This window comes from Prosthecobacter fluviatilis, assembly GCF_055388355.1.
On the sequence record NZ_AP043782.1, the window covers coordinates 4,758,909 to 4,782,770 of the forward strand.

The window sequence follows — 23,862 nt, forward strand, 5'->3', positions numbered from 1 at the left end:
TAAGTCATGGACGGGTCAAGACGAAGCATGAATTCAGGCTTTTCGCCCGGGGTGGTGTGTGGTTAATGGGCGGATGTCTTTGTCTCCAACCCAAGCTGACACTTCATCACCCCTCATGCGCCGGGCGTGGCTCATCGTGGGGCTGTTGTTTCCAGTGGCGCTGCTGAACTACCTGGACCGCCAGATGATCGCCTCGATGAAGGTCTCTGTGATGGGCGACATCAAGGACATCGGTACGGAGGAAAACTGGGGGCATATGCTGGCGTCATTCAAATGGGTCTATGCCATCTGCAGTCCCATCGGCGGGTACATCGCAGACCGCTTCAGCCGCAGGCTGACAATCTGTGGCAGTCTGTTCGTATGGTCGCTCATCACCTGGCTCACCGGACATGTGAGCAGCTTCAATGAGCTGTACTGGGCGCGCACGCTGATGGGCATCAGCGAGGCTTTTTACATCCCTGCGGCGTTGGCCTTGATCGCGGATTATCACACCGCCGGGACGCGCTCGCGCGCCATCGGCGTGCATCAGATGGGCATTTATTGCGGTGTGATGGTCGGCGGCTTTGCCGGCTTTGTGGCAGATCAGCCTGAGCTCGGCTGGCGCTTCATGTTCGATTTCACGGGGCTGGCCGGCATCCTCTATGCCATCCCGCTGCTCCTGCTCCTGCGGGACGTGCCACGGCAGACGGACACTCAGGAGGCTCTGATGCCTGCCGGACGCGGCGGTGCGATTGGAGAACTGCTCTGCAATCGCAATTTCATTCTGCTGGTGCTCTACTTCACTCTGCCCGCTCTCGCCGCCTGGGTGGTGCGCGACTGGATGCCGGCGATTCTGCAAAAGGCCTTCGACATCAGCCAGGGCAAGGCCGGAGTGTCTGCCGCTCTTTACTGGCAGGGTGCGGCGTTGCTCTCCGCGATCCTCGGCGGCTGGCTGGCGGACCGCTGGATGCGGCGCAGCGACCGTGGCCGCATCTACGTCAGCGCCATCGGCATGATGCTCATCGTTCCCGCCATGTTTGGCGTGGGCAATGCCCCTGCGCTGAACTCCTTCGGGCTCGCCATCGCCTCGCTGATCCTGTTTGGTGTCGGGTGGGGTTTTTTTGACTGCAACAACATGCCCATCCTCAGCCAGATTGTGCGGCCTCACATGCGCGCCACCGGCTACGGTCTCATGAACTTCGTCAGCATGATGTGCGGCGGACTGGCGGACTGGGGTTTCGGCAGGATGCGCGACATGCAGATACCGCTCAACGTCATCTTCGGCGTCTTCGCCATGGTCTGTGTGTTCTCGCTACTGCTCGTGCTGCTGATCCGTCCGCGTCCAGGAGCGTGAGCCTTCTACTGTGGCCTGCCGCCACGGTTCAGCTCTTCAAACACTTCCTCGAAAGCCACCGCGAGCGCCTGCCAGTCTTCTGCCGTCGTCTCCCAGCCGCTGCTGATGCGCACGACGCGTTTCAGTTCAGCCGCGCTGGCGCCGAGCGCCGTCACCACCACAGAGGAGCCCTCTTTGCCTGAACTGCAGGCCGAGCCGGTGGAGATGCTGAAACCGCGCCGCGAGAGCCGCGTGAGCCATTTCAGATTGTCGTGCTCCGGCATGACCATGAGCACGGTGTTCCAGAGCCGGGGTGAGCATTCGCTGATGACGCGCAGAGGCTCGAAACGCGCCCGCATTTGAGCGATGAAGGCATCACGCAGCCCGCTTTGTGTCTGCGCGACTTCGCCCAAGCGCAGAGTGAGCGACTCTAGGGCTGTGACCATGGCCTCGATGGCCGGATAGTTTTCCGTGCCCGCACGGCGCCCATGCTCCTGCGGGCCGCCACGGATGAAGCCGAGCCGTGAATCTTCGGACGGCAGGACCAGAAAGCCGCAGCCTTTGCCGCCGCCAAACTTATGCGCGCTGCCGGTGATGAAATCACACTCGCCAAGATCTGCGGCATCGATCTTGCCGAGCCACTGCGCGGCGTCCGTGTGAAACGGCACGCCGTGTGCGCGGCAAAGCGCCGCCAGCTCGCGCCAGGGCTGGAGGGTGCCGCTTTCGTTGTTGGCCGCCATCACTGAGACGAGCGCCGGGCGGTGGGCGGAGAGGTGGCTTTTGAGGGTGTCGGGTTCCACGACACCGTCGGTGTTGACAGGAAGCTCCAGCACCTGTCTGCCACGCGAGGCCTCACGAAGGCTGGGGTGCTCGATGGCGGAGATCAAAACGAGCGCATCTGGCGGCAGGGGGGCGAAGAGCGCGTTGTTGGACTCTGTGGCTCCTGAGGTGAAGACGATGCGCTCTGCGTCCGTCCCGATCAGCGTGCCCAGCCGTTCACGCGCGGACTCCAGATGCTGGCTGGCCATGCCGGCATCGCGGTAGAGGCTGGAGGGATTGTGCCAGTGCTTCTCACTGGCCCGCAGCCAGGCATCTCGCGCGGCGGGGTGCAGCGGGGTGGTGGCATTGTGGTCAAAGTAGCCGTTCATGCAGCAGGTTTGAAACGGAATGGCAGCGGGATGTGCAGCAGCATGAGGGCGAGCGAGAGCCCAAGGTAAGGCAGCCATGAGCCGCCCTGTCCATTGGAGAGGAGGCCGTTGACAAGCCCCAGCACGCCGATGCCTTCGCTCAAGGCAAAGACCACGACATGACCCGCGATGAAGCGGCCCCGCTGCTCCGGATCGTCAGGATTGAGCGCACCCGAGGTGAAGCCGCCGAGCAGAAGCCTGCGCAGCAAAAAACTCAGGACCGTGGCACTTCCGGCGATGAGGGCGATGACCTGCCCCATGGCACCGGGGGCGCTCTTGGATGGCGCGAAAGTCATCGAACTCAGCATCACGGCATACAGGCAGAGCGAGCTGCACAGTGCTCCCCAGATGATCAGGACAATGGGATTCGCTTTTTTCATGGTGCCATCTTCACACGCTGCGGATGCGTGTAAACATTCATGGTTTCTCCACGGAGAAAGCCCACGAGTGTCTGGCCCGCCTCATGGGCAAAATCCACCGCCAGGCTGCTCGGGGCGGAGATGGCGGCGAGCAGGGGAATGCGCGCGGCAAGCGCCTTCTGGATGATCTCAAAGGACACGCGCCCGCTCACCAGCAGGATGTGGCGGTCCAGCGGCAGCATGCCGCGCTGGAGCGCGTAGCCGAGGATCTTGTCCAGCGCATTGTGGCGGCCCACGTCCTCGCGCAGCACGATGAGGCGGCCCTCCAGATCAAAAAGGCCGCTGGCATGCAGGCCGCCGGTCTTTGAAAACGTTTCCTGAGCCGCACGCAGCTTGTCGGGCAGGCTGGCGATGAGCTTTGGCTCCACCTGCCAGTCTCCATTCACGGAAGGGAACTGCTGGAACACGCTTTCGATGCTGGTCTTGCCGCACAGCCCGCAGCTTGAGGCGCTGAAGACATGGCGGGTGAGGGAGTCCCAGTTCACCACTGCGCCGCCCAGCAGCACATCCACGATGTTGCCATGCTTGTTGTTCACGCTGGGGCATTGGGAGACCTCGAGGATGTCACGCGGGTTTTTCACCACGCCCTCGCTCACGAGGAAGCCGCACGCCAGTTCCTCGTCGTGCCCCGGCGTGCGCATCACCACGGCCACGGAGCGGCCCTCCACGCGGATTTCCAGCGGCTCTTCACGGGCGGTCACATCGTCCACTTCAGCCGCGCCACCGGCGGTGCTCAACTTGTGCAGATGCACGGCGGCCATGGCTGGATTTTCAGCGCTCATCAGGATGCCTCCATGAAATCCGCAGGCAGCACGCCCGCAGGCACGCGGCGCGGCTCGGCGATGAGGCGCACCATTTTTTCAAAGACATCGCGGCCGCGGATGATCTCGATCTCCACGCGCATGAAGTAGAAGGGGATGTCAGACTCCGGCAGCTTGGAAAAGCGCACGTAATCCTTCTCGGTGGTGACCATGCAGTGCACATCCCGCCGGGAGCAGCGCTCGATGAACTGCTTCAGCTCAGGGCCGCGAAAGCGGTGATGGTCCGCAAAGCGGGCGGTCACCTCCACCTTGGCCCCCAGCTTGCGCAGGCCGTTTTCAAAGCTCTCCGGCACGGCGATCCCCGAAAGTGCGCCGACAAACTTGTCCCGCAGGCCGTCGATGGGGATGCGCTCGCCGGTGTGGATGTTTTCAAAGTGCATCGCGCGGTGGCGGCACTCGATGATCTCGGCGGCGCGGTTGTAGCGGCGGATCTGCTTCACCACATCCTCGCTGTCCCCGTCAGATTTGGTGATAAAGATGTAGCTGGCGCGGCGCAGGCTGCGGGGGGGCTCGCGCAGGGTGCCGCGCGGCAGCATGTAGCCGTTTACGCCAAAGGCGGCCGTTTTGTCGATCAGCACAATGTCGTGCCGGTGCTTGAGCTTGAGGTACTGCAGGCCGTCGTCGAGCACGAGCACGTCCGCGCCAAAATGCTGGATGGCGAAGGCTCCGGCTTTCACGCGGTTTTTGTCCACCACCACGGGGATGCCGGGGCAGTTCTTGGCCAGCATGAAAGGCTCGTCTCCGGCATTGTGGGAGTCGAGAAGCACCTTTTCACCATCGGAGACGATGCGCGGCGGAGGCTCTGCGGGCTTGGGGATGAGGCCCAGACGTGAGGCCAGTTTTTTGGTGAAGGGGAGCTTTTTCTGCCGCTTGCTTTTGTAGCCCCGGCTCAGGATGCAGACCCTGCGGCCGTGCTCGTGCAGGGCCTTGGAGAGCATCTCCACCACGGGGGTCTTGCCGGTGCCGCCGGTGGTCAGGTTTCCCACGCTGATGACAGGCACCCCCAGGTGGTGGTCATGGATATAGCGGTGGCGGTAAAGATAGAGCCGCGTGCGTACGACGGCGGAATAAATGCCCGAGAGACCACGGAAAACGACCCGCAGCAGCGATGCGCGGATGCCACGGCGGTTGTTGATCACCACGTCGATGACGAAGTTTTCGATGTCTTCCAGGGTGTCTCTCACAAGAAGGGCATAGGAGGCGGGAAAGCGCGCCACGTCAACGAGACGCCTTGCTGATTGCTGCGGAGTTTTGTAGCCTTATGGAAATGAAAACAATCGTCCGAATGCTGCCCTGTCTGCTGCTAGCCGTTTCATGGGCCCAGGCCGGTACTCTGGCCGAGGCGGCGGCGCGAAGGCAAAAGCTGCTCCCGGCTGGCTGCATTGTCACCGGGGAGCTCATCGGCGGCCAGGTGAGCTATGCGATGGCCGGCAAAGCCCCGGAGGCCGGAGAGGCAAAGCCGGAGCAGATTGTCTTTGAGATAGGCTCGATCACCAAGGTCTTTACCGGGCTGCTGCTGGCCCAGGCTGTGGTGGAAAAAAAGGTGACTTTGGACACCACCATCGGCGGTATGCTGGCTGGGAAGGTGAAGTTTGCTGATCCACGCGTGGCAGCCATCACGCTGAGGCAGCTGGCCACCCACACCAGCGGGCTGCCATGCCTGCCGGAGAATGCCATCGCCGGTATGGCGGAGGATGACCCGTATGCGAATTATGATGAGAAGCTGCTGTGGAGCTATCTCGCCACCGCAAAGCTGGAGGGGGAAAGCCCTTTCGCCTTTGGCTACTCAAACCTCGGCATGGGGCTGCTGGGGCATCTGCTGGGCGGGGTATGCCAGACGTCATGGGACAAGGCTGTGGTGGAGAAAATATGCCTGCCGCTGGGAATGAAGGACACGGCGCCGCAGCCTGAGGCCAGGCTGCCGCGCGCCATGCCACATGATGGAGCAAAGGCAACCAAGCCCTGGCACATGGCCGCGCTGGCCGGGTGTGGCGCGCTGCGCAGCACGGCGGCAGACCTCATGAAATTTGGCGAGGCGCTGCTCCATCCTGACCAGACTCCTTTGAAGGAGGCCTTTGCACTGGCTTTGAAGCCGCAGGCAGATGCGCCCTCCATGGGTGGGCAGATCGGCCTGGGGGTGCTGCTGGGAAAGTTTGATGGCGATGCCACGCTCCACCATGACGGTGGCACCGGAGGTTTTTGCTCAGGGCTGCAGGTGATACCGGCCAGCGGCATCGTGCGTGTGGTCTTGATCAACAGCAACGCGCTGGGAGGCAGCGAGGTGATTGCGGGCACCACCACCGTCAAACCGTTCGATCCGGCGACGCAGAAAGAGACCTCCCTGCCGGCGGAGATGCTGAAACAGTACCCCGGGCTTTATGAACTTGATCGCAACTCGAGCTTCATCGTGAAGCTCGACGGTGGAAACCTCTACCTAAAGCTGACCGGGCAGATGTTTCTGCGGCTTTTTGCCAAGGGCCCCGACCGCTTTTTTATGAAAGAGGTGGCGGCTGAGGTCGGCTTTAACCGCGCCGAGGGCGCCATCCGGTCGGTGACCCTTTTTCAAAATGGTAATGAGATCACCGCAAAGCTCAGTGCCAAACCGCCGCCGGACTACAAGCTGGGCTCTGCCAAGGCCTTGCAGCCCTATGCAGGCGAGTACGCGCTGATGGGGATGCAAAAGCTCACCGTCTCAGTCAAGGGGCGCACGCTTTTCGCCCAGATGGAAGGCCAGCCTGCCGCGCCTGTTTTTGAAACGGAGGCCGACCGCTTCGAATACGATGTGGTGCAGGCGGCGCTCGTCTTCACCCGAGATGATGACAAACAGATCAATGGCCTTACGCTGCTGCAAAACGGACTGACGGTGCCCGCACCAAGGGTTAAGACCCCATCCAGTGCCCCGAAGCAGTGAGGCGGTTTTCCTTTTCTGCGAGCGCCAGCACGGTCTGAAAGTGCGGGCTCTTGCTCTCCCGGTGCACCACGCTGGTCTCGATCTTTTTGAAGCCCGCCTTGGCGAGCATCTCATGCAGATCGCTCTCGGAGAAGCCCAGCCACACGTCGGCATACAGCTCGCGCGCCTGCTCAAACTGGTGCTTCAGCAGATCCAGCACCACGATGCGACCGCCGGGCCGCAGGATGCCATGGGCTGCTTTGAGCGCCTTTTCCGGATTCTGCGCGTGGTGCAGTGCCTGGCTGAGGAAAACGAGGTCCACGCTCAGCGGCGGGATGGGCGGTGCCTCGATGTCCCCGAGGCGGAATTCGAGGTTTGCAAAGCCGTGCTTCTGCGCCAGCTCCGCACCGTAAGCCACCATCTTTTCACTGCTGTCCACGGCGATCACTTTTTTGGCGCGCTCCGCCAGAAGCTGGGAAAGGGTGCCCTCGCCAGCGCCCAGGTCGGCGATGACCAGCGGCGGCATGAGCTTGAGCAGCGTCTCACCCAGGCCCTTCCATGAGCGGCCGGGGATGTAGTGGCGGCCAAACTTCCCGGCCAGTGCGTCAAAGTAGGCCTTGGCCGTCTGGGCGCGCTTGCGCAGCACGATCTGCAGCGCGTCGGCATCCTTGGCCACCTCGCGCAGTTCAGCGCCGGCAGCCTCCAGCAGGGCTAGGAAGTGCTCATGCGTGGGCTGGTCTTTGGTGCCGGGCTGGTCCAGCTGGTAGAGCCGGTTCTTGCCACTGCGGCGGTCGCTGACCAGTCCAGCCGTCTTGAGCTTGGCCAGCTGTGCGGAGATGTTGGACTGCGGCAGGGAGAGCACCTCCTGCAGCTCCGCCACACTCAGCTCCTCCTGCTTGAGCAGCAGCAGCAGCCGCACCCGGGTGGGGTCGGCGATGAGGCTGAGAGATTTGAGGACGGAGGCCAAGGTGAAGTCATCGTATCAACGTATGATGATTCATCAATGCCAGAGTTTTGCACCTGTGAGGCGGCTGTTTCAAAGCTTGGACGCGGCCCAGATGCCCGCCTTGCCCTGCTGTGCCTGCCGTCGCAGTCCCTGGAGCTCCAGGGCGTAGTCATTGATGGAGCGGGCATCTCCCGGGAGGCTGGAGGTTACGCCAGCCACGCGGGCGTAGCCCTGCTGCACCAGCAGGTCTGCCAGGTAGACCTGTTTGCCGGGGCTGATCTCCACGATGATCAGGGCATAGTAGCGGCTGAGGCCGGGCACCTCCTCCCAGCGTGTCATCACGGTGAAGGTGTGGTCTTTGAGCAGCTGCGTCACATAATGCACTGCGCGCTGCCCTTCCTCAATGACACGCTGGCTGCTCACGCCAAAGTAGCGCGCCTGATCCTGCACACGCTGCGGGTGGGTCAGGGAGGCATCCAGCGCATCGACGTAGTAAAGCACGAAGATGTGCTCGTCCTCGGTGTCGCTGACCTTGATGCGCAGCGTGTCGGCCTCGTTGGCGCGGCTTTCAATGAGGCGGGCCTTGGGGAAGATCCTGAACTCCGGCAGCGGAGCACGTGTGGGATCAGTCTGAGCCTGCCCTCCTGGCACATGGGCCACAGCCACTGGCAGCGCCTGCGCTGGCGGCGGGTGGTTTTGTTTCAGCAGCACAGCCACGAGCACGATGATCAGCACCAGCACAAAGGTGATGGCGAGATTGAGCAGGGTGTCACGGAAGGGCATGCGGCGCGGCTGGAGGTGGGACCGGGCAATTTCCCGCGTTTGGGGGGAGGCTCAAGTTTCAAGTGCTGCGAGCGCGAGAATGCCGGGGAGGCGGAAAAGAGACACGAAAGAGTTTTTCAGAGGTGGCGTAATTGGTATGACCTCCTACCAATACGATGACCATAGCTCCTCTCAAATCCTCCCCCTCGCTCGTTGAGCAGGTGTGTACACGGCTGGCGCTTCAGCTGCGGGATGAAGCCGGCTCCGGCGACGGCAGGCTGCCGCCGGAGAGGCAGATGGCCGAGAGCCTGGGCGTGAGCCGCACGGTGCTGCGGGAGGCCACCAAACGTCTGGAACTGCAAGGACTGCTGGAGATCCGCCATGGCAGCGGCATCCGGGCTGTGAACCGTCTGCACAAGCCGCTGAGCAGCTCCGTGGCCATTTTGCTGCCGGAGGCGGCTGAGAGACTGCGGCAACTGATCGAGGCGCGAGCAGTGATCGAGCCCGAGATCGCACGACAGGCTGCGCTGAAAGCCAGGGCCGCTGATGTGAAGCAGCTGCGCACCGTGCACGAGCGGCTCGTGGCGGCGGAGACCCATGACGAAGAGGTGGAGGCGGACATCGACTTTCATCGCACGCTGGCCCGCATTGCAGGAAATGAGATCCTGAAGCTCATGCTGGAATCTCTGGCTGATCTGGGGCGTGAGAGCCGCCGGGTGACGATTGGGAACGTGGGCAGGCAGCGGGCCATCGACCACCACGCCGCCATCCTGAATGCGGTGGCGGCGCATGATGCCGGTGCGGCCGCCGAAGCGATGAAACACCACATGGACGAAGCAGCGCGCGACCTGACGGGCGCCAAGACGAAAGCCAAACGATGAAAACGACGCTCTTCATCCTCATGGCGGCTGCATCTGTGCGGGCCGTTGATTTCGATCAGGACATCCGCCCGCTGCTGGAGCGGCGCTGCGTCGAGTGTCATGGCGCAAAGAAGCAGAAGGGAGAGCTGCGCCTCGATGCCAAAATCTTCGCCTTCAAAGGAGGCCATGACGGTGCTGCCATCCAGGCGGGAGATGCTGGCAAAAGCCTGCTGTATCAGCGCATCGTCTCGACGCAGGATGATGAGCGGATGCCCCCCAAGGGCGAGCCGCTTTCACCGGCGCAGATTCAGCAGGTGAAGGACTGGATTCAATCAGGCGCGGTCTGGCCTGAGAATGCTGCTGACAAAGATGCCGCCACTGACAGGCGCCTGCAGCACTGGGCGGTGCAGCCTGTCAGGCGCGCGTCCAAGGACGACACGATCGATTCGCTGATCACGGCAAAGCTTGCGACAAAAGGACTCAAGATGTCGCCGCAGGCGGATCGTCGCACGCTCATCCGCCGCCTGAGCTTTGACCTGCTCGGTCTGCCACCTGCGCCGGAGCGTGTGGAGCAGTTTGTGAAAGATGCCGACCCCAATGCCTATGAAAAGCTGGTGGATGAGCTGCTGCGCTCCCAGCACTACGGCGAGCGCTGGGCGCGGCATTGGCTGGACATCGCCCACTATGCCGACACGCACGGCTTTGAGCGCGACCAGCTGCGGCCCAATGCGTGGCGCTATCGCGACTACGTCATCGAGTCTCTCAATGCCGACAAGCCTTACGACCAGTTCATCCGCGAGCAGATTTCGGGAGACGTGATCGCGCCAAATGATACCAAGGCCGTCATCGCCACCGGGTTCCTCGCCGCCGGGCCGTGGGACTTTGTGGGGCAGGTGGAAACGAAGAGCGAGATGCTCAGGCGTGCCGCCCGTGCAGGCGATCTGGATGACATGGTCACGCAGGTCATCACCTCGACGATGGGCATCACCATCAACTGCGCGCGCTGCCATGATCACAAGCTAGACCCCGTCACGCAGGAGGAATATTACCGGCTGTGGGCTGTGTTTGCCGGAGTGAAGCGCGGAGACCGCGAGGTGGACGCGGCGGAGGCTAAACACGTGGCTGAGGAAAAAGCGCGTCTGAACAAGGAGCTGGCGCAGACACGTGCCCAGATCGCAAAGCTGGCAGGGGAGGGGCTGGATCTTGCCGGCATGGCGGGCGGGGGTGTCAAAGGCCGTGGCATCGACCTGAGAACAGGAAGTCTCACGACGGGAAAGCTCGGCTATCATCGCGACATCCAGACGAACAGACCGCAGCGCATCGAGTGGCCTGCGGAGGTGGCAGATGCAGACCGTTTTGTCTCCTGGGTCTTTGTTCCCGATGGCCGGAACCCTGTGCCCGTGGCCGCCAAGCAGGAGGTCAAAGGACTGCCAGCCACCAGCGGACATACGTGGGATGCCATTCGCAACGGCCCGCTGAATGCGCAGCGCAGCACCAAAATCGGTGGCGTTGATTACGCAGAGAAAGATCATTCCATTCTCGGGCTGCATGCAAACAGCGGAATCACCTTTGACCTCGTGAAAATCCGTCGGAGCAGCGGCCTGGGGGACATGCGTTTGACGGCGGCGCTAGGCTTTGGTGCGGATGCCGGTGCTGCGGCCTCGCGTGCGGACTTCACCGTCTTTGTCGATGCGGAGCGCAAGTTTCAGAAGCTCAAGATGCGCAAAGATGAGTTCACGCATTTGGACATCGCCATTCCGGCGGCGGCGAAAACGCTCACCCTTATTGCCACAGATGGCGGCGACGGCATCGGCAGCGACCTGCTGTTTTTGGGCGCTGCACGGCTGGTGCCCGAGGTGGAGCACAGCACGCTCACGGCTGCTGATCAGGAAAAGCTGAAGCAATTGCGGGCTCAAGCCGCCAGGCTCGACGCAGGACTTAAAGCGCAGGCAGATCCGGCCAAAGTCTATGCCGTCGTGAGCGAAGCACAGCCGCCTCTGGTCAGGGTGCAGCGGCGGGGCAATCCTGAAGATCCGCAGCAGCAGGTGCAGCCCGGGGCATTTGCCTGGGCACGCCATGCCAGCATGGATTTCGGCACAAATGAAACGCCCGAGGGCCAGCGCCGCCGCCTGCTGGCAGAGTGGATCACCCATCCGGCCAATCCGCTCACCAGCCGTGTGCTCGTAAACCGGCTCTGGCATCATCATTTCGGACAGGGCATCGTCAGCACTCCCAGTGACTTCGGTCTCGGCGGCGACAGGCCTTCGCACCCTGAACTGCTCGACTGGCTGGCCAGTGAGCTGCTGCAGAGCGGCTGGTCGTTGAAGCACCTGCACAAGCTCATCGTCATGAGCGCCGCCTATCGGCAGCAGTCCGCTTTGCCCGATGAAACGGCAAATCGTCTGGATGCCCAAAACCGCCTGCTCTGGCGGCAGAACCCGCGCCGCCTGGATGCCGAGTCCGTGCACGACGCCGTGCTGAGTGTCGCAGGCACCTTGAACCCCGCCATGGGCGGCCCCGGCTACCGTGATTTCAATTTCACCGAGGCCTACGCTCCCATCTACGACTACATCACGCCTGACAGGCCCGAGCTGCTGCGCCGCAGCATCTACCGCTTCGTGGTGCGCACCACGCCGCATCAGTTCATGTCCACGCTCGACTGCCCTGATCCCGCCAATCTCACACCGGCCCGTGCACAAACCACCACAGCGCTGCAGGCGCTCACGTTGAGCAACAACGAATTCATGCTGCAGCAGGCCGCGAACCTTGTCTCCCGCATCGAAAACGAAACCGACTCACGTGCAGCCGCCATCCGGCGGGCCTTCCTTCTCTGCTTTCAAAGAGAGCCGAAGGCTGAAGAACAAAGCGCCGCCACCCATCTCGTCGCCGAGCAGGGGCTCTTTGCCCTCTGCCGCATGCTCATCAATGCGAATGAGTTTGTTTACCTCGACTGATGCAGGCCGAACTTGCTCCCATGATCAAACCAATCATTCCATTTTTATTAGGCCTGCTTGCATCGCTCTCTGCCGCGGAGGTCGATCCATCACTGGCGCATGCATCGGTCTGGACTGAAATCTGGCCTGATGCAGCGGGAAAACCCCTGACACGCAAAGTGCAGGGAAACATCTGGAACGCCGCCATTCAGACTGCTCTCGACAAAGACAACACAGTCCATCTGCCGAAGCGCGATCAGCCCTACTACCTCGATGGGCCGATCATCCTGAAGTCCGGTCAGAAGCTCACGGCAGATCCAGACGCCGAGATCCGGCTGAAACCCGGCACCAATACCTGCATGGTGCGCAATGAGCATATGGTCGGTTTTGCGGACCAGCCTGTGCCTGAAGACACCAAGCCCGACACCGGCATCAGCATCGAAGGCGGCATTTGGACGACGCTGGCCAATGGCATAAAGGACGGCAACGGCAACCAACGTGGCGCATCGTTAAAGAAAGATCCTGTGCCTGGGACGCATGGCGTCATTCTTCTTCACAACGTGCGTCATGTGACCGTTCGCAATATCACCGTGCGCCAGAGCCGGGCCTTCGCGGTGCATCTGGCCAACGTCACTGATTTCACCGTTGATGGCGTCACGCTGGATCGTCACGGGCGTGACGGAGTGCATGTAAACGCCCCGGCCAGCCAAGGGCTCATCCGTCGCGTGAGCGGCGTTTCACATGATGACACCGTCGCTCTGAACGCCTGGGAATGGAAAAACTACGCGCCCAGCTTTGGGGCCATTCATCACATCGTCATCGAAGAGATCCATGGCTCGCCTGATGGCGTGCCGTCGGCAAATTCCATCCGCCTGCTTCCCGGCGTGAAGCGCTTTAGTGATGGCTCCACACTCGACTGCCCCATCCACGACATCACTGTGCGCAACGTTGCCGGCATCCGTGACTTCAAGCTCTACGATCAGCCGAATCTCGAAATCGGACGCGACAAAGACGCCAGCGCAGGCATCGGCACGCTGCGCTGTATCGTCTTCGAAAACCTCAGCTTCAAACGTCCTGGCAGCATCCAGGTCCACGCCAACACTGACAGCCTGAGCGTCCGCGGCGTGAAGCTCAACTTCCCGCTCGCAGCGGATTTCCGCCTCATCGAACTCGGCCCCAAATCGCAGACCTACAAACGTAAGGCGGACGACCCGGCCACCTGGACCGAAATCTTCTCCCCCGATCTCAGCTGCACGGTGCGCAATCTGAGCGTCTCCGGCGTTCGCTGGCAGGAGGCAAAGGCCGATTTGCCCATCGATGAGGTCGTCAAAGTCATCGAGCTGAAGCCCAATCCCGACTATCCCAAGACCACGCCGCAGGGAGGCTCCGGAAAAGGCATTTGGATTCGCTAACTTCCCTATGAGTACTCACTTCACAGGCCCCTCACGCCGCGATTTCCTTCAGAAAATCGGCGGCGGTTTCGGCAGCATCGCCCTCGTTTCCTTGCTCGAGCGGGACGCTCGGGGCGTGACAAATCCGCTCTCCGCCAAGCAGCCTCCCTTGCCTGCAAAGGCACGTGCTGTGATTCAGATTTTCTGCCCCGGCGGTCTGAGCCATGTGGATACCTGGGACTACAAGCCGGAGCTGGCTAAGCGCAGCGGCAAGCCCTTCGATCCCGATGGCAAGATGCAGTTCTTCGCCTCCAAGCCGGGCAACTGCCAGGGCAGCTACTGGCCTTTCCGGCAGCGCGGGCAGTGCGGGCGCTGGATCAGCGATCTCTTCCCGCAGCTCGCGACCTGTGTCGATGACATGGCCTTCATTCATTCCATGCAGAGCAAAAGCGCGCTGCATGGACCTGCGATGTTCATGGCCAATACCGGCTTCATCCTCCCCGGCTTCCCCAGCATGGGCGCGTGGGTCACCTATGGCCTCGGCAGCGAAAGCGAAAACCTGCCCGCCTTTGTGGTGCTGCCTGATCAGCGCGGCCTGCCGCCCGGGGGCGTGATCAACTGGGGCGCGGGTTTTCTCCCTGCCGTGCATCAGGGCACGACCTTGCAGACCGATGCCGAAAAGCCGCCCATCGCCGATCTGTTTCCGCCCAAAAGCTTCGCGCAACTGCGTGGCGACACCGAGCAGACCAGCCGCGATTTTCTGCAATTCCTCAATCGCGCCCACGCCGCCGAACGTGCGGGCAACACGGAACTCGAAGCCCGCATCGCTGCGTATGAACTCGCGGCACGCCTGCAGCTCAGCGCTCCCGAAGTCACCGACCTGCGCGGCGAAACGGACGTCACCAAGCAGCTCTACCAGCTCGATCACGAAGACATCGGCCCCTTTGGCCGCCAGTGTCTTCTCGCCCGCCGCCTCGTTGAGCGCGGTGTGCGCTTCGTGCAGATCTACTGCGGCGCAGAAAACACCACGGCCAAAAAAATCCGCCCGAACTGGGACAGCCACGAAGACCTCGTGCGCGACCACGGCTACTGGGGCCAGGTGCTCGACTCCGGCGCCGCAGCCTTGCTGCGTGATCTCAAATCTCGCGGCATGCTGGACAGCACCCTCGTCATATGCACCAGCGAGTTTGGTCGTCAGCCTGCCGCGCAGGGGAAGGGGCGCGACCACAATCCCGGCGCCTTCACCGCCTGGATGGCCGGCGGCGGCATCCTGGGCGGCACCGCCTACGGCAGCACGGATGATCTCGGCTCCAAGGCCGCAGAAAACCCCGCCTACTGCTACGATCTGCACGCCACCGCATTGCATCTGCTGGGCATCGACCACGAGAAGCTCAGCTTTTACAACAATGGCATCAATCGCCGACTTACCGACGTGCATGGACACGTCATCAAAGATATTCTCACATAGGTTCTCACTGCATTTTCACATGTCCCAACCTCACATCGCCATCATCGACTGGACCACCTCTCCACAAGGTGATCCTGAATCCAACATCGAACGCCAGATCATCGGCGGTGCCGCACGCGTCACCCGCACGCTCTGCGAAACTGACGCCGATTTGACCGATGAGGTCTGCGGCGCTAATGCCATCATCATCTGGCACAACATGCCGCTCACCGCCAAAGGCATCGCCCGGCTGAAGAACTGTCGCGCGATCATCCGCAATGGCGTGGGCTTTGACAGCGTGGACGTGAACGCAGCACGCGAGCGCGGCATCGCCGTGTGCAATGTGCCTGACTACGGCACCGAGGAGGTGGCAGACCACGCCATCGCGCTTGCCATGGCCCTTTGCCGGCAGATCCTGCCGCTGGATGCCGAGGCCAAGCAGCTCGGCTGGAACATCCGCGTCACGCCAAAGCTTCGCCGCCTGAGCACTCTCACCTTCGGCATCGTCGGCCTGGGCCGTATCGGCACCGCCACGGCGTTGCGCGCCAAGGCGCTCGGCTTTCGCGTTATATTCCATGACCCCTACCTCCCGAATGGCGCTGACAAAGCCGTCGGCATCACCCGTTGTCGCAGCCTGGATGAACTCCTCTCGCAGACCGATGTGCTCTCGCTGCACTGCCCGCTGAGTGAGGAAACGCGGCACCTGATTTCTGAGCGCGAGCTGGCCTTGCTGAAACCCGGCTCCTTTGTCGTTAACACCGCACGTGGCGCCATCATCAAAAAGACCGCCATTCTCGCGGCGCTCAACGAGGGCCGCATCGCCGGTGCCGGGCTGGATGTGATCGAAGACGAGCCTCTGCGCACCAAGGAGGAGGCTGCGGCCCCCAACCTCATCGCCACCTGCCATGCCGCCTTTTGTAGCGTGGAGAGCAAAATCGAGATGCGCAGCACCTCCGCACGCATCGCATTGGCGGCTGTGCGCAATGAGCCGTTAGAAAACATTGTGAACGGCGTTGCCTCTTAAACCATCACACCATGAACCTCCGCCATCTTTTCGCCGCCTCCCTGGGTCTGCTCGTTTCATCTGCTGCTCTCGCGGAAGACTCCAAACCTCTGCTGAACGACCACGTGCTGCCCGTTTTGGCCGCGCCTGATTTCAAAGGCCCGCTGGACGCGAGTTTCAGCGTCGCCAAAGGCAAATGGACAGCCGAAGGCGGAGTGCTCAGCGTGCTGGACCTGCCGGAGCAGAAGCACATTCCCGTGCTTCATCACAAGGTGGGGCTCGCCAGCGCCACCATCGAGGTGGAGTTTCTCATCGAAGGTCCGGGCAGTTTCCTTGTCGGCTGTGATTCAGACAAGCATGTGGGCCGTGTGGTCGTCAATGCCACGAGTTTGAGCATTGCCGAAGATTCCGCGAAGCCCTCTCACACCATCGCCAAGCTGCCGCTGACCGTGAAGCCCAACGAATGGCACAAGCTGCGCGTCGAGTGGCGGGGCGACCAGATGGCCGCCAATCTCGACGGCCAGGAGCTCAAGGCGCAGCATGCCTTTCTGGCCACGCCCAAGCGCCAGAGCTGGCTCGCAGCCGGTAAATCCGTGAAGGTGCGCAATCTCAAGATCAGCGGAGAGACCAAGCCATGAGGCAGCTCGTGTGGTTGCTGCTTTTGCTGGGCATTCAGCTCCAGGGGGCCGAAGTGAAGATTTTGCTCGAAGAGAGCTTTGCTGACGGCCTGTCCAAAGACTGGTACTGGGGCCTGGGCACCTGGACGGCCAAGGATGGCATCCTGCGTGGTTTTGAATCAGGGCCGCGCCGTCATGGACCGCTGAAGGTGCGCAAATTTCCGCTCAAGGATGGCGTCGTTGAGTGCGAGTTCCGACTGGAGGGAAAGGCCCAGTTTGCCGGCATCATTTTCAACGGCGCCCAGGAGCGAGGGCACATCGTGCACCTGGTCATGAGCATCCGTGAGCTGCGCATCCTGGCGCATCCGAAGAAAGGCGAGAGCACCGAGCTGCTGAAGCAGCCCAATGTTCTGGCTGCTGGCGTGTGGCATCAGGTGAAAGTCGTGTTCAAAGGCGAAAGCATCACCGCCACGGTCGATGGTAAGACGATCTCAGCCAGCCATCCCTGCATTGCCGAGGAAAAGCTGACCTTTGGCCTCGGTGGCGAGTCTGGCGGTCCTGAGGGAGAAAAAGCCGGGGCGCTGGAGTTTCGCGGGCTCAAGATCAGCGGCTGACCCGGCAGCGGCGGCGGATGATCACCACCGCGATCGTGGCCCCTACCAAGTTTGAAACCAGGTCCCAGCCCGTGTTTTCATAGCCGCCGACATTGGTGTTGGGAATCGTCAGCACCGCGATGAACTCGATCACTTCATTCAGCGCGCCAAAGCCCATGCCCGCCGCCGCGCAGAGAGTGAGGATGCCAAACGTGGGGCGCACAGCCCCGCCATCTGGCTGCCGCAGCGCATGGCTCAAAATATGCCAGCAGGCCCAGGTCGTGATGCCAAAGCCGTAGGCGTGTACGATCTGGTCGTACTTCAGCAGGTCGGGGATGAGCCACGCACTGTAGAGCACCTCATTGTCGCCATTGTAGGGCCAGCCGGAGGGCAGGGGGCACAGGCCCCCGGCCATGTGGGCCAGACCCCACAGCGAAAAGGCCCAAAGCAGGGGAGTGGTCAGCCTCACGCTGCGGTGGACGGCACCGATGACGCTGATCAGCACAAGCATGACCACGATGTAAAAAATGAACTCACGGTTGCCTTGAACCACGGCTCCCACAACGGCGGCGAGCATGTAGGCGGCGTTGAAAAGAATGACTGGCAGCAGCTTCACTTGGGCGGCGGAGGACATGCCGCAAAGATGCAGGACTGGCCGGGGCTTTGGCAAGACCTTCCTGCTACACAGGTTGACTGGCATCCTGTGTGCTGCATCCTAGCACACCCCTCCCGCATGAAATTCATCTTCCCGTTTGCCGCCCTGATCCTAGCTGCATCATCGAGTCCGGCCCAGGTCGCCCTGGAATCGGTCAAAGGCTTTGCCGATCTCGAAAAAGTGGCCGCTCAGCTGGCCCTGCAGCCCTATCAGGCGCCCACGCAGCAGCTGGATCCCTTTTTTGAAGGGCTGAAGTATGACGGTCACCGGCAGATCCGCTTTCGCCGTGACAAGGCGCTCTTTGCCGATCAGGGAGATGTCTTCCGCGTGGAGTTCTTTCATCCCGGCTGGATGTTCAAGAAGCCGGTCGTGTTTTACAACATCCAGGATGCCAGGACCTCAGGCGTGCCCTTTGACGGCAGCCACTTCGACTACGGCGAGCTCAAAGTACCTGCCGGCGCCAAAAATCCAGTGGGCTATGCCGGCTTCCGTGTGCTGGCGCCTGACTCTCTTGTGAAGCATCCTTTTGAGTTCATGGTTTTCATGGGGGCCAGCTACTACCGTGCGGTGACCACAGAGCTCGGCTACGGCATTTCCGCGCGTGGTGTGGCGGTCAATACCATCGGCGGTGAGCCCGAGGAGTTTCCCGATTTCACCCACTTCTGGTTCCAGCAGTCCAAGCCGGGGGAAAAGTCCTTCAAGCTGCTGGCCCTGCTGAATGGCCCCAGCGTCACGGGCGCGTATGAGTTTGAGTCCACCCCGGGCGTCAGCACCGAGATGAAGATCAAGGCTACTCTGCACCTGCGCAAAGCGGTCAAGATGCTCGGCATCGCCCCATTCTCCAGCATGTTCTGGTTTGGCGAAAACTCACACCCCAAGCCCTATGACTTCCGCCCTGAGGTGCATGATTCGGACGGCCTGCAGATCGAGATCGAGGGCGGCCCCAGCATCTGGCGTCCGCTGGATGTCAGCCGCGACATGCGCCTGAGCATTTTCGAAACGGGAAACCTGAAGGGCTTTGGCCTGGCTGAGCGTGATCGTGACTTCAACAACTTCCAGGATCTGGAGGCCAACTACCACCGCCGTCCGGCAGTGTGGGTGCAGCCCGTCAGCGGCTTTGGCAAAGGTGCGGTGACGCTGGTGGAGCTCTCCAGCGGCGAGGAGACCTGGGACAACATCGTGGCCATGTGGAAGCCCGACCACCTGCCAGCCACTCCCCAGGAGCCGCTCAAGGTGGAGTACAAGCTGAGCTGGCTGGATCAGCACGAGCCCGGCACGCTGTGCAAAGTCATCAGCTCCCGCCGTGGCTTTGTCATGGATTCCGACGACCACCTCTACGTGATCGACTTTGCCAAGGGCGGTGAAACCGGCGCAGGCAAGCCCAAGGATTGGACGCCCGACATCGACGTGGTGCTCAGCGGCGGCGAAGGCAAGGTGCTGGACAAGCGTGTGATGCGCAACAACGAGACCGGCGGCTGGCGCGCCTTCTTCAAGCTCGACATTCCCGAGGCCTCCAACCTGCTGGAAATCATGATGGAGCTGAAGGACGAAAAGAAGGTCATCTCTGAACGCTGGATGTACCAATGGCGTCGCTAAGCCTCATCGACCTCGGCTGGAATGACTTCTTTGCGAAGCATTTTGAGCCCTACCATGCCCAGGGCTGGAAGCCCGCGCGCCTCATCCGTGACAACAAGATCAGCTACGGCGCGCTGCTGGAGGACGGAGCCAAGGGCTTTGACGAGTTTGAGGTCATCCTCAGCGGCAAGGTTTATCACGATGCCGAAACCGACGCCGACCTGCCCGCCGTGGGCGACTGGGTGGCCCTGGAAGTGGGCGGCGAAGATGGCGACAACATCATTCGCGCCCGCCTGCCGCGCCAGACCTGCTTTTCCCGCAAGGCCTCCGGCTTCAGCGCCGAGGAGCAGGTCATCGCCGCCAACGTGAATGCAGTCATCGTCGTGACCGACGCCGGTCCAGATTTCAGCCTGCGCCGCATGGAGCGCTACTTCACGCTCATCGCTCGCAGCGGTGCCAAAGCCGTCGTGCTGGTCAACAAGGCCGACCTCTATCCCGACAAACAAAACCAGGAGGCCGCAGAGGCGATCCGGGCGCTGAATTCCGATGCCGACGTGCATGTGACCAGCGTGAAAAAACGCAAGGGGCTCAAGGTGCTGAAAGATTACTTCAAGCGCGGCCAGAGCGTGGCCATCATCGGCTCCAGCGGTGTGGGCAAATCCGCGCTGGTCAACCTGCTGCTCGGGGAAGACTGGCAGTGGGTGGACGAGGTGAATGAGATCACCGGCAAAGGCCGCCACACCACCACCGCACGCGAGCTCCTCGTGCTCGACAAGGGGGGCATCATCATCGACAACCCCGGGATCAAGGAAGTGCAGATGTGGACGAATGAGACCACGCTGCGCGAACGCTTTGCCGACATCGACGAACTCGCCCGCCAGTGCAAATACGGCGACTGCAAGCACGGCTCCGACGCCGGCTGCGCCATCCGCGGCGCGGTGGAGGCTGGTACGCTGGATGCGGAGCGGTATGAGGGCTACTTGAAGCTGGAAGACGAGATCGCAAAACTGCGCAAGCAGCGCAAAAAACGCCAGATGACCGTCGAGCGCCGCAACAAGCGGGACCACAAAATCAAGGCGCGCAACCGCGTCGATCGTGAGGACATCGAGCGCGACCTGAGGCCACGCGCCTGAGCATCAATCCTTCGTGACGCTCACAGGCGTGCCATTGAGCACCCACTCGTAGAAAAACTTGGCCGGGTTGCCATTCGTCAGCGGCACCCGGATGCACCCATGCGACGCAGGGTAATCAGGCACGCTGGTGAAGCCATGGATGAAGACATTGCCGTTGATCTGCACGCTCCAGGGCATCGGCGCATTTTGGTACAGCGTGGAGTAATGCATCGCTGTGCGGAAGGGGCCCGCGCGGAATTCACCTGCGGGCGTGCGCCCATTGCGGCCGGAGCTGATGTGCGTCTGCAGCACCAGGCGGTCGCCCTGCCATCCCTGGAGCTGCTGTCGTTTGAGGCTGACCACCACCCGCTGCGCTCCGACCTTCAAGGTGAAGCCTCGAAACAATCCACCCACCTTCACACGACCTTCTTCATCCGGTGCTGCCACCTGCGCTCCGGCCTGGGCCAGGAGATCGGTGCTCACCAGTTCGGTGCCGTCTGGCAGGGTGCGCAGTACTCCGGCCTTCACTTCCATTTCGTTCAGCAGAGAGATTCTTCCTTTATCATTCCGGGCCACCGGCCATTTCAGCTCATCCAACGCTTCGTTGGCCGGCAAAAACAGCTTTCCGGGTTCGGCCGCAAAGGTGATCGCGTCGATCGTCGCTGCAGATGCGTGAGACGTCAGCAGCAGGCAGGCAAGCAGGGGAAAGATCAGCTTGGTTGCGCGTCGTGAAGTCATGCGGTTCGTTATTGGCAAACGAGGTTGGTGCCGCAGTTATTGCCCGTTCATGCCTCTTCACCAGCAGATTCCACCGGCAAAGCTGTCACGCATGCGCTAACTCTGCCTGCATGTCACAACAGCCGCCCCCCCCCACCCGCACCGGACTCGCCCGCGCCATGTCAAAGCTGGGCTTCTGCTCGCGCAGCCGCGCCACCGAGCTGATTCGCATGGGAAAGGTGAAGGTGAACCTCGTCGTGCGGAAGAATCCCGAATTCCCCGTGGTGCTCAAAAAAGACGTCATCATCATGGATGACGTCAGCATCAATCAGGCAAAGCAGGTGTATGTCATGCTCAACAAGCCGCGCGGCCTCGTCACCAGCGCCTCAGACGAGCTCGGGCGCGAGACGGTGTACTCCTGCTTTGAGGGCTCCCGTCTGCCGCATCTCTCCCCCGTGGGCCGGCTGGACAAGGCCAGCGAGGGCCTCCTGCTCTTCACCAATGACAACACCTGGGCGGACGCCATCACCAACCCCGACACGCATGTGGACAAAACCTATCACGTGCAGATCGGCGGCACTGTGGATGAAAAGCGTCTCGCCCAGATCCGGAAGGGCGTCGAGGATGAAGAATTAGGCGGCCACCTCTCCGCCAAGGCGGTCAAAATTCTCCGTGCCGGCGAAAAAAACATGTGGCTCGAAGTCATCCTGGATGAAGGCCGCAACCGCCACATCCGCCGCCTGCTGGAAGCCTTCAACATCGAGGTCCTCCGCCTCATGCGTGTGAAGATCGGCACGCTGGAGCTCGGCAGTCTCCCAAAAGGCAAGTGGCGCGAGCTCAGCAAGAACGAGATCACGAAACTGCGTGCTCGTCAGCCTGCGGTGTGATCACTCCGCCAAGTCATCCCAGCGCAGTTTAAAGCGGGCCAGATATTTCTTGAGCCTGTCGGCATCATTCATCTTCGCCCGCTTGGTGCGCGAGACGGCGAAGAGCTTTCGTCCCGCATCCGAGAGCGTTTTGCTCTCCCGGCAGACCTGCAGCACGTAGTCGAGTTGAGCCAGGTCAAAAGGATCAATCGCCGCCCTCTGCTCCTCATTGAGCACAGTGCTTCCTGTCTGCGGCATGTTGGCATTTACCTCGCGCCACCCTTCGCGCAGTCGCGCCATCTCCGTCTCCACGCATTCCACGGTGATCCTGCCTCGGGGTGCCAGCGTGGCCATGCGCGTCACTGCCGCGTTCAGGTCGCGGAAGTTCGCGCTCCATTTCGCCTCCGGGCTGCGGGCAAATTTAAGGAAGGTCTCCCGAGCCTCTTTGTTCATGCGCACCTGACGCCGATGCGTTTTGGCAAAGCGCTCCAGCTCAAAGTCGAGATTGGCTGCGATGTCCTCACGCCTTTCTGCCAGACTGGGCAGCGTGAAGGTCCACAGGTTGATGCGTGCCAGCAGGTCATCGCGGAATTTCCCCGCAGCCACCTGCGCACGCAGATCGCGGTTCGTGCCTGCGATGAGTTGGAAGTCGCTCTGCACCGCCTTGTCGCTTCCCAGAGGGAGAAAGGTTTTGTCCTCAAGCGCACGCAGCAGCATGGCCTGCTCGTCCAGCCCCAGCTCGCCGATCTCATCCAGAAAGATCAGCCCTTTGTCCGCCTCCTTGAGCAGGCCTGGCCTGTCCGACTGTGCACCCGTGAAGGCCCCGCGCCTGTGGCCAAACAGTGCGGACATCGCCTGGTCTCCCCTCAGCGTGGCGCAGTTCACTTCGACAAACCTGCCACCCAGTCCCGCACGCTCGCGGCGTAGATCGTAGATGCGGCCTGCCAGCATGGATTTGCCCGCACCCGTTGGCCCCATGATGAGGATGGGTGCCTTGGAGTTCACCGCCACCAGTTCGATCTGGCCGATCAGCTTGTTGAAGCTCTTGCTCTTCGTTGCGATCCCGCTCTTCAGAAAATCCAGCGCGCGCTCCTGCTCCTGCGCAAAGCGCGTGGAGAGCCGGTCATACTTCGAGAGATCGAGATCGATGATCTCATACCGCCCCGCCGCGCTCGCATCACGCCCGCCTTCACGCGAGGGCGAGGTCTGCAGCAGTCGCGCGGGGATGAAATTCGCCTCGTTCAGCAAAAACCAGCAGATTTGCGCCACATGCGTGCCTGTCGTGAGATGGATCAGGTAGTCCGCCTTGTCCGTGTCGAAGCTGAAGCCACGCACAAAGTCATAGAGCCGCTCATACACTTCCTGAAAATCCCACGGATCCTTCAGTGGGAACTCATGCACCACCACCATCGTATCCGGCGACACTTTCTCGATGTCCGCCTTCACCTGCCGCGCCAGTTCTGAAAATTTCGGCTCCACCAGCAGTTCCAGCCGTGAAATCAGCAAATCCTCCTGCTGACACATTGCCACCGTAGGCCGCCATTTCGACCATCTTTCCGGACCAGAGGCACGGTCCAGGTTCGAACCGAGGAATCCGAAGACGATGGTTGGTCTGGAGTATGGCATTAAAGATAAAATTGTATCTAATAAGATAATAAACTGTAACAAAGCGCAAGAGCTGAAGTGGTCTTGAAAAAGGGCTGAAAACTTTTCTTTCCCTTGTTTTTCAAGGCTTCCAGCCTCACTCGCTCCCCCA

21 protein-coding genes are annotated in these 23,862 nt (G+C 61.5%); 12 read left to right on the plus strand and 9 right to left on the minus strand.

Annotated elements, in window-relative coordinates; genetic code table 11:
• Positions 1-115 precede the first annotated feature (115 nt).
• Entirely contained in the window at positions 116-1,333 is a 1,218-nt protein-coding gene (locus ACZ5WW_RS18570) for an MFS transporter (protein WP_377168717.1), read from the plus strand.
• 5 nt (positions 1,334-1,338) lie between these two features.
• Here the strand turns inward: ACZ5WW_RS18570 and ACZ5WW_RS18575 are convergent, their stop codons facing one another.
• The 4 genes from ACZ5WW_RS18575 to lpxK are packed head-to-tail and all read right to left on the minus strand — an operon-like array spanning position 1,339 to position 4,923.
• Positions 1,339-2,460 (minus strand): cysteine desulfurase family protein, encoded by a 1,122-nt coding sequence (locus tag ACZ5WW_RS18575; protein ID WP_377168719.1) that lies wholly within the window; start codon positions 2,458-2,460, stop codon positions 1,339-1,341.
• The gene (locus ACZ5WW_RS18580; RefSeq protein ID WP_377168721.1) at positions 2,457-2,879 is read right to left on the minus strand and encodes a hypothetical protein; all 423 of its coding nucleotides are present in this window, start codon (positions 2,877-2,879) and stop codon (positions 2,457-2,459) included. The genes ACZ5WW_RS18575 and ACZ5WW_RS18580 overlap by 4 nt, the downstream gene beginning before the upstream one ends.
• Complete coding sequence (fdhD, locus tag ACZ5WW_RS18585) at positions 2,876-3,700, minus strand: formate dehydrogenase accessory sulfurtransferase FdhD (protein ID WP_377168723.1); 825 nt, start codon at positions 3,698-3,700, stop codon at positions 2,876-2,878. The genes ACZ5WW_RS18580 and fdhD overlap by 4 nt, the downstream gene beginning before the upstream one ends.
• Complete coding sequence (lpxK, locus tag ACZ5WW_RS18590; RefSeq protein WP_377168725.1) at positions 3,700-4,923, minus strand: tetraacyldisaccharide 4'-kinase; 1,224 nt, start codon at positions 4,921-4,923, stop codon at positions 3,700-3,702. Before lpxK ends, fdhD begins: the two co-directional genes overlap by 1 nt.
• Positions 4,924-5,006: 83 nt before the next feature.
• Here lpxK and ACZ5WW_RS18595 point away from each other — a divergent pair, with 83 nt between their 5' ends.
• Entirely contained in the window at positions 5,007-6,650 is a 1,644-nt protein-coding gene (locus ACZ5WW_RS18595; protein WP_377168727.1) for a serine hydrolase, read from the plus strand.
• Here the strand turns inward: ACZ5WW_RS18595 and ACZ5WW_RS18600 are convergent.
• Both ACZ5WW_RS18600 and ACZ5WW_RS18605 read right to left on the minus strand, forming a co-directional pair.
• A complete protein-coding gene (locus ACZ5WW_RS18600) occupies positions 6,619-7,596 on the minus strand; it encodes an ArsR/SmtB family transcription factor (RefSeq protein WP_377168729.1) in 978 nt (325 codons plus the stop codon). The genes ACZ5WW_RS18595 and ACZ5WW_RS18600 overlap by 32 nt on opposite strands.
• A 69-nt stretch (positions 7,597-7,665) precedes the next feature.
• The gene (locus ACZ5WW_RS18605) at positions 7,666-8,358 is read right to left on the minus strand and encodes a hypothetical protein (RefSeq protein WP_377168731.1); all 693 of its coding nucleotides are present in this window, start codon (positions 8,356-8,358) and stop codon (positions 7,666-7,668) included.
• Positions 8,359-8,513: 155 nt separating this feature from the next.
• Between ACZ5WW_RS18605 and ACZ5WW_RS18610 the strand changes: the two genes are divergently transcribed.
• Genes ACZ5WW_RS18610 through ACZ5WW_RS18640 form a run of 7 tightly spaced genes read left to right on the plus strand, consistent with a single transcriptional unit; the run spans position 8,514 to position 17,202 of the window.
• Positions 8,514-9,218 (plus strand): FadR/GntR family transcriptional regulator, encoded by a 705-nt coding sequence (locus ACZ5WW_RS18610; protein ID WP_377168733.1) that lies wholly within the window; start codon positions 8,514-8,516, stop codon positions 9,216-9,218.
• Entirely contained in the window at positions 9,215-12,151 is a 2,937-nt protein-coding gene (locus tag ACZ5WW_RS18615) for a DUF1553 domain-containing protein (RefSeq protein ID WP_377168735.1), read from the plus strand. The genes ACZ5WW_RS18610 and ACZ5WW_RS18615 overlap by 4 nt, the downstream gene beginning before the upstream one ends.
• 20 nt (positions 12,152-12,171) lie before the next feature.
• Entirely contained in the window at positions 12,172-13,542 is a 1,371-nt protein-coding gene (locus ACZ5WW_RS18620; protein WP_377168737.1) for a hypothetical protein, read from the plus strand.
• A 7-nt stretch (positions 13,543-13,549) separates the two neighbouring features.
• Positions 13,550-14,989 carry a DUF1501 domain-containing protein gene (locus ACZ5WW_RS18625; protein WP_377168739.1) on the plus strand — a complete coding sequence of 480 codons (1,440 nt, stop codon included), beginning with the start codon at positions 13,550-13,552 and terminating at the stop codon, positions 14,987-14,989.
• 19 nt (positions 14,990-15,008) lie between these two features.
• Complete coding sequence (locus tag ACZ5WW_RS18630) at positions 15,009-15,992, plus strand: C-terminal binding protein (RefSeq protein WP_377168741.1); 984 nt, start codon at positions 15,009-15,011, stop codon at positions 15,990-15,992.
• 11 nt (positions 15,993-16,003) lie between these two features.
• Positions 16,004-16,609 (plus strand): hypothetical protein, encoded by a 606-nt coding sequence (locus ACZ5WW_RS18635; protein ID WP_377168743.1) that lies wholly within the window; start codon positions 16,004-16,006, stop codon positions 16,607-16,609.
• Positions 16,606-17,202: a 3-keto-alpha-glucoside-1,2-lyase-like domain-containing protein gene (locus ACZ5WW_RS18640; protein ID WP_377168745.1), complete on the plus strand. Its 597-nt coding sequence runs from the start codon at positions 16,606-16,608 to the stop codon at positions 17,200-17,202. The genes ACZ5WW_RS18635 and ACZ5WW_RS18640 overlap by 4 nt, the downstream gene beginning before the upstream one ends.
• Here ACZ5WW_RS18640 and ACZ5WW_RS18645 read toward each other — a convergent pair.
• Positions 17,192-17,815 (minus strand): DUF2238 domain-containing protein, encoded by a 624-nt coding sequence (locus ACZ5WW_RS18645; protein WP_377168747.1) that lies wholly within the window; start codon positions 17,813-17,815, stop codon positions 17,192-17,194. The two genes, ACZ5WW_RS18640 and ACZ5WW_RS18645, sit on opposite strands and share 11 nt — an antisense overlap.
• Positions 17,816-17,914: 99 nt before the next feature.
• Between ACZ5WW_RS18645 and ACZ5WW_RS18650 the strand changes: the two genes are divergently transcribed.
• Complete coding sequence (locus tag ACZ5WW_RS18650; protein WP_377168749.1) at positions 17,915-19,432, plus strand: OpgD/OpgG family glucan biosynthesis protein; 1,518 nt, start codon at positions 17,915-17,917, stop codon at positions 19,430-19,432.
• Entirely contained in the window at positions 19,420-20,544 is a 1,125-nt protein-coding gene (gene rsgA, locus ACZ5WW_RS18655; RefSeq protein ID WP_377168751.1) for a ribosome small subunit-dependent GTPase A, read from the plus strand. The genes ACZ5WW_RS18650 and rsgA overlap by 13 nt, the downstream gene beginning before the upstream one ends.
• Positions 20,545-20,547: 3 nt before the next feature.
• Here the strand turns inward: rsgA and ACZ5WW_RS18660 are convergent, their stop codons facing one another.
• Positions 20,548-21,261 carry a L,D-transpeptidase gene (locus tag ACZ5WW_RS18660; protein WP_377168753.1) on the minus strand — a complete coding sequence of 238 codons (714 nt, stop codon included), beginning with the start codon at positions 21,259-21,261 and terminating at the stop codon, positions 20,548-20,550.
• Positions 21,262-21,371: 110 nt separating this feature from the next.
• Between ACZ5WW_RS18660 and ACZ5WW_RS18665 the strand changes: the two genes are divergently transcribed.
• Positions 21,372-22,127, plus strand: a complete 756-nt coding sequence (locus tag ACZ5WW_RS18665; RefSeq protein WP_377168755.1) for a pseudouridine synthase — start codon at positions 21,372-21,374, stop codon at positions 22,125-22,127.
• On the opposite strand, the gene rtcR is transcribed toward ACZ5WW_RS18665, so the two are convergent.
• On the minus strand, positions 22,128-23,732 hold the full coding sequence (gene rtcR / locus ACZ5WW_RS18670; protein WP_377168757.1) for an RNA repair transcriptional activator RtcR: 1,605 nt from the start codon (positions 23,730-23,732) through the stop codon (positions 22,128-22,130).
• Between the last annotated feature and the right edge of the window lie 130 nt (positions 23,733-23,862).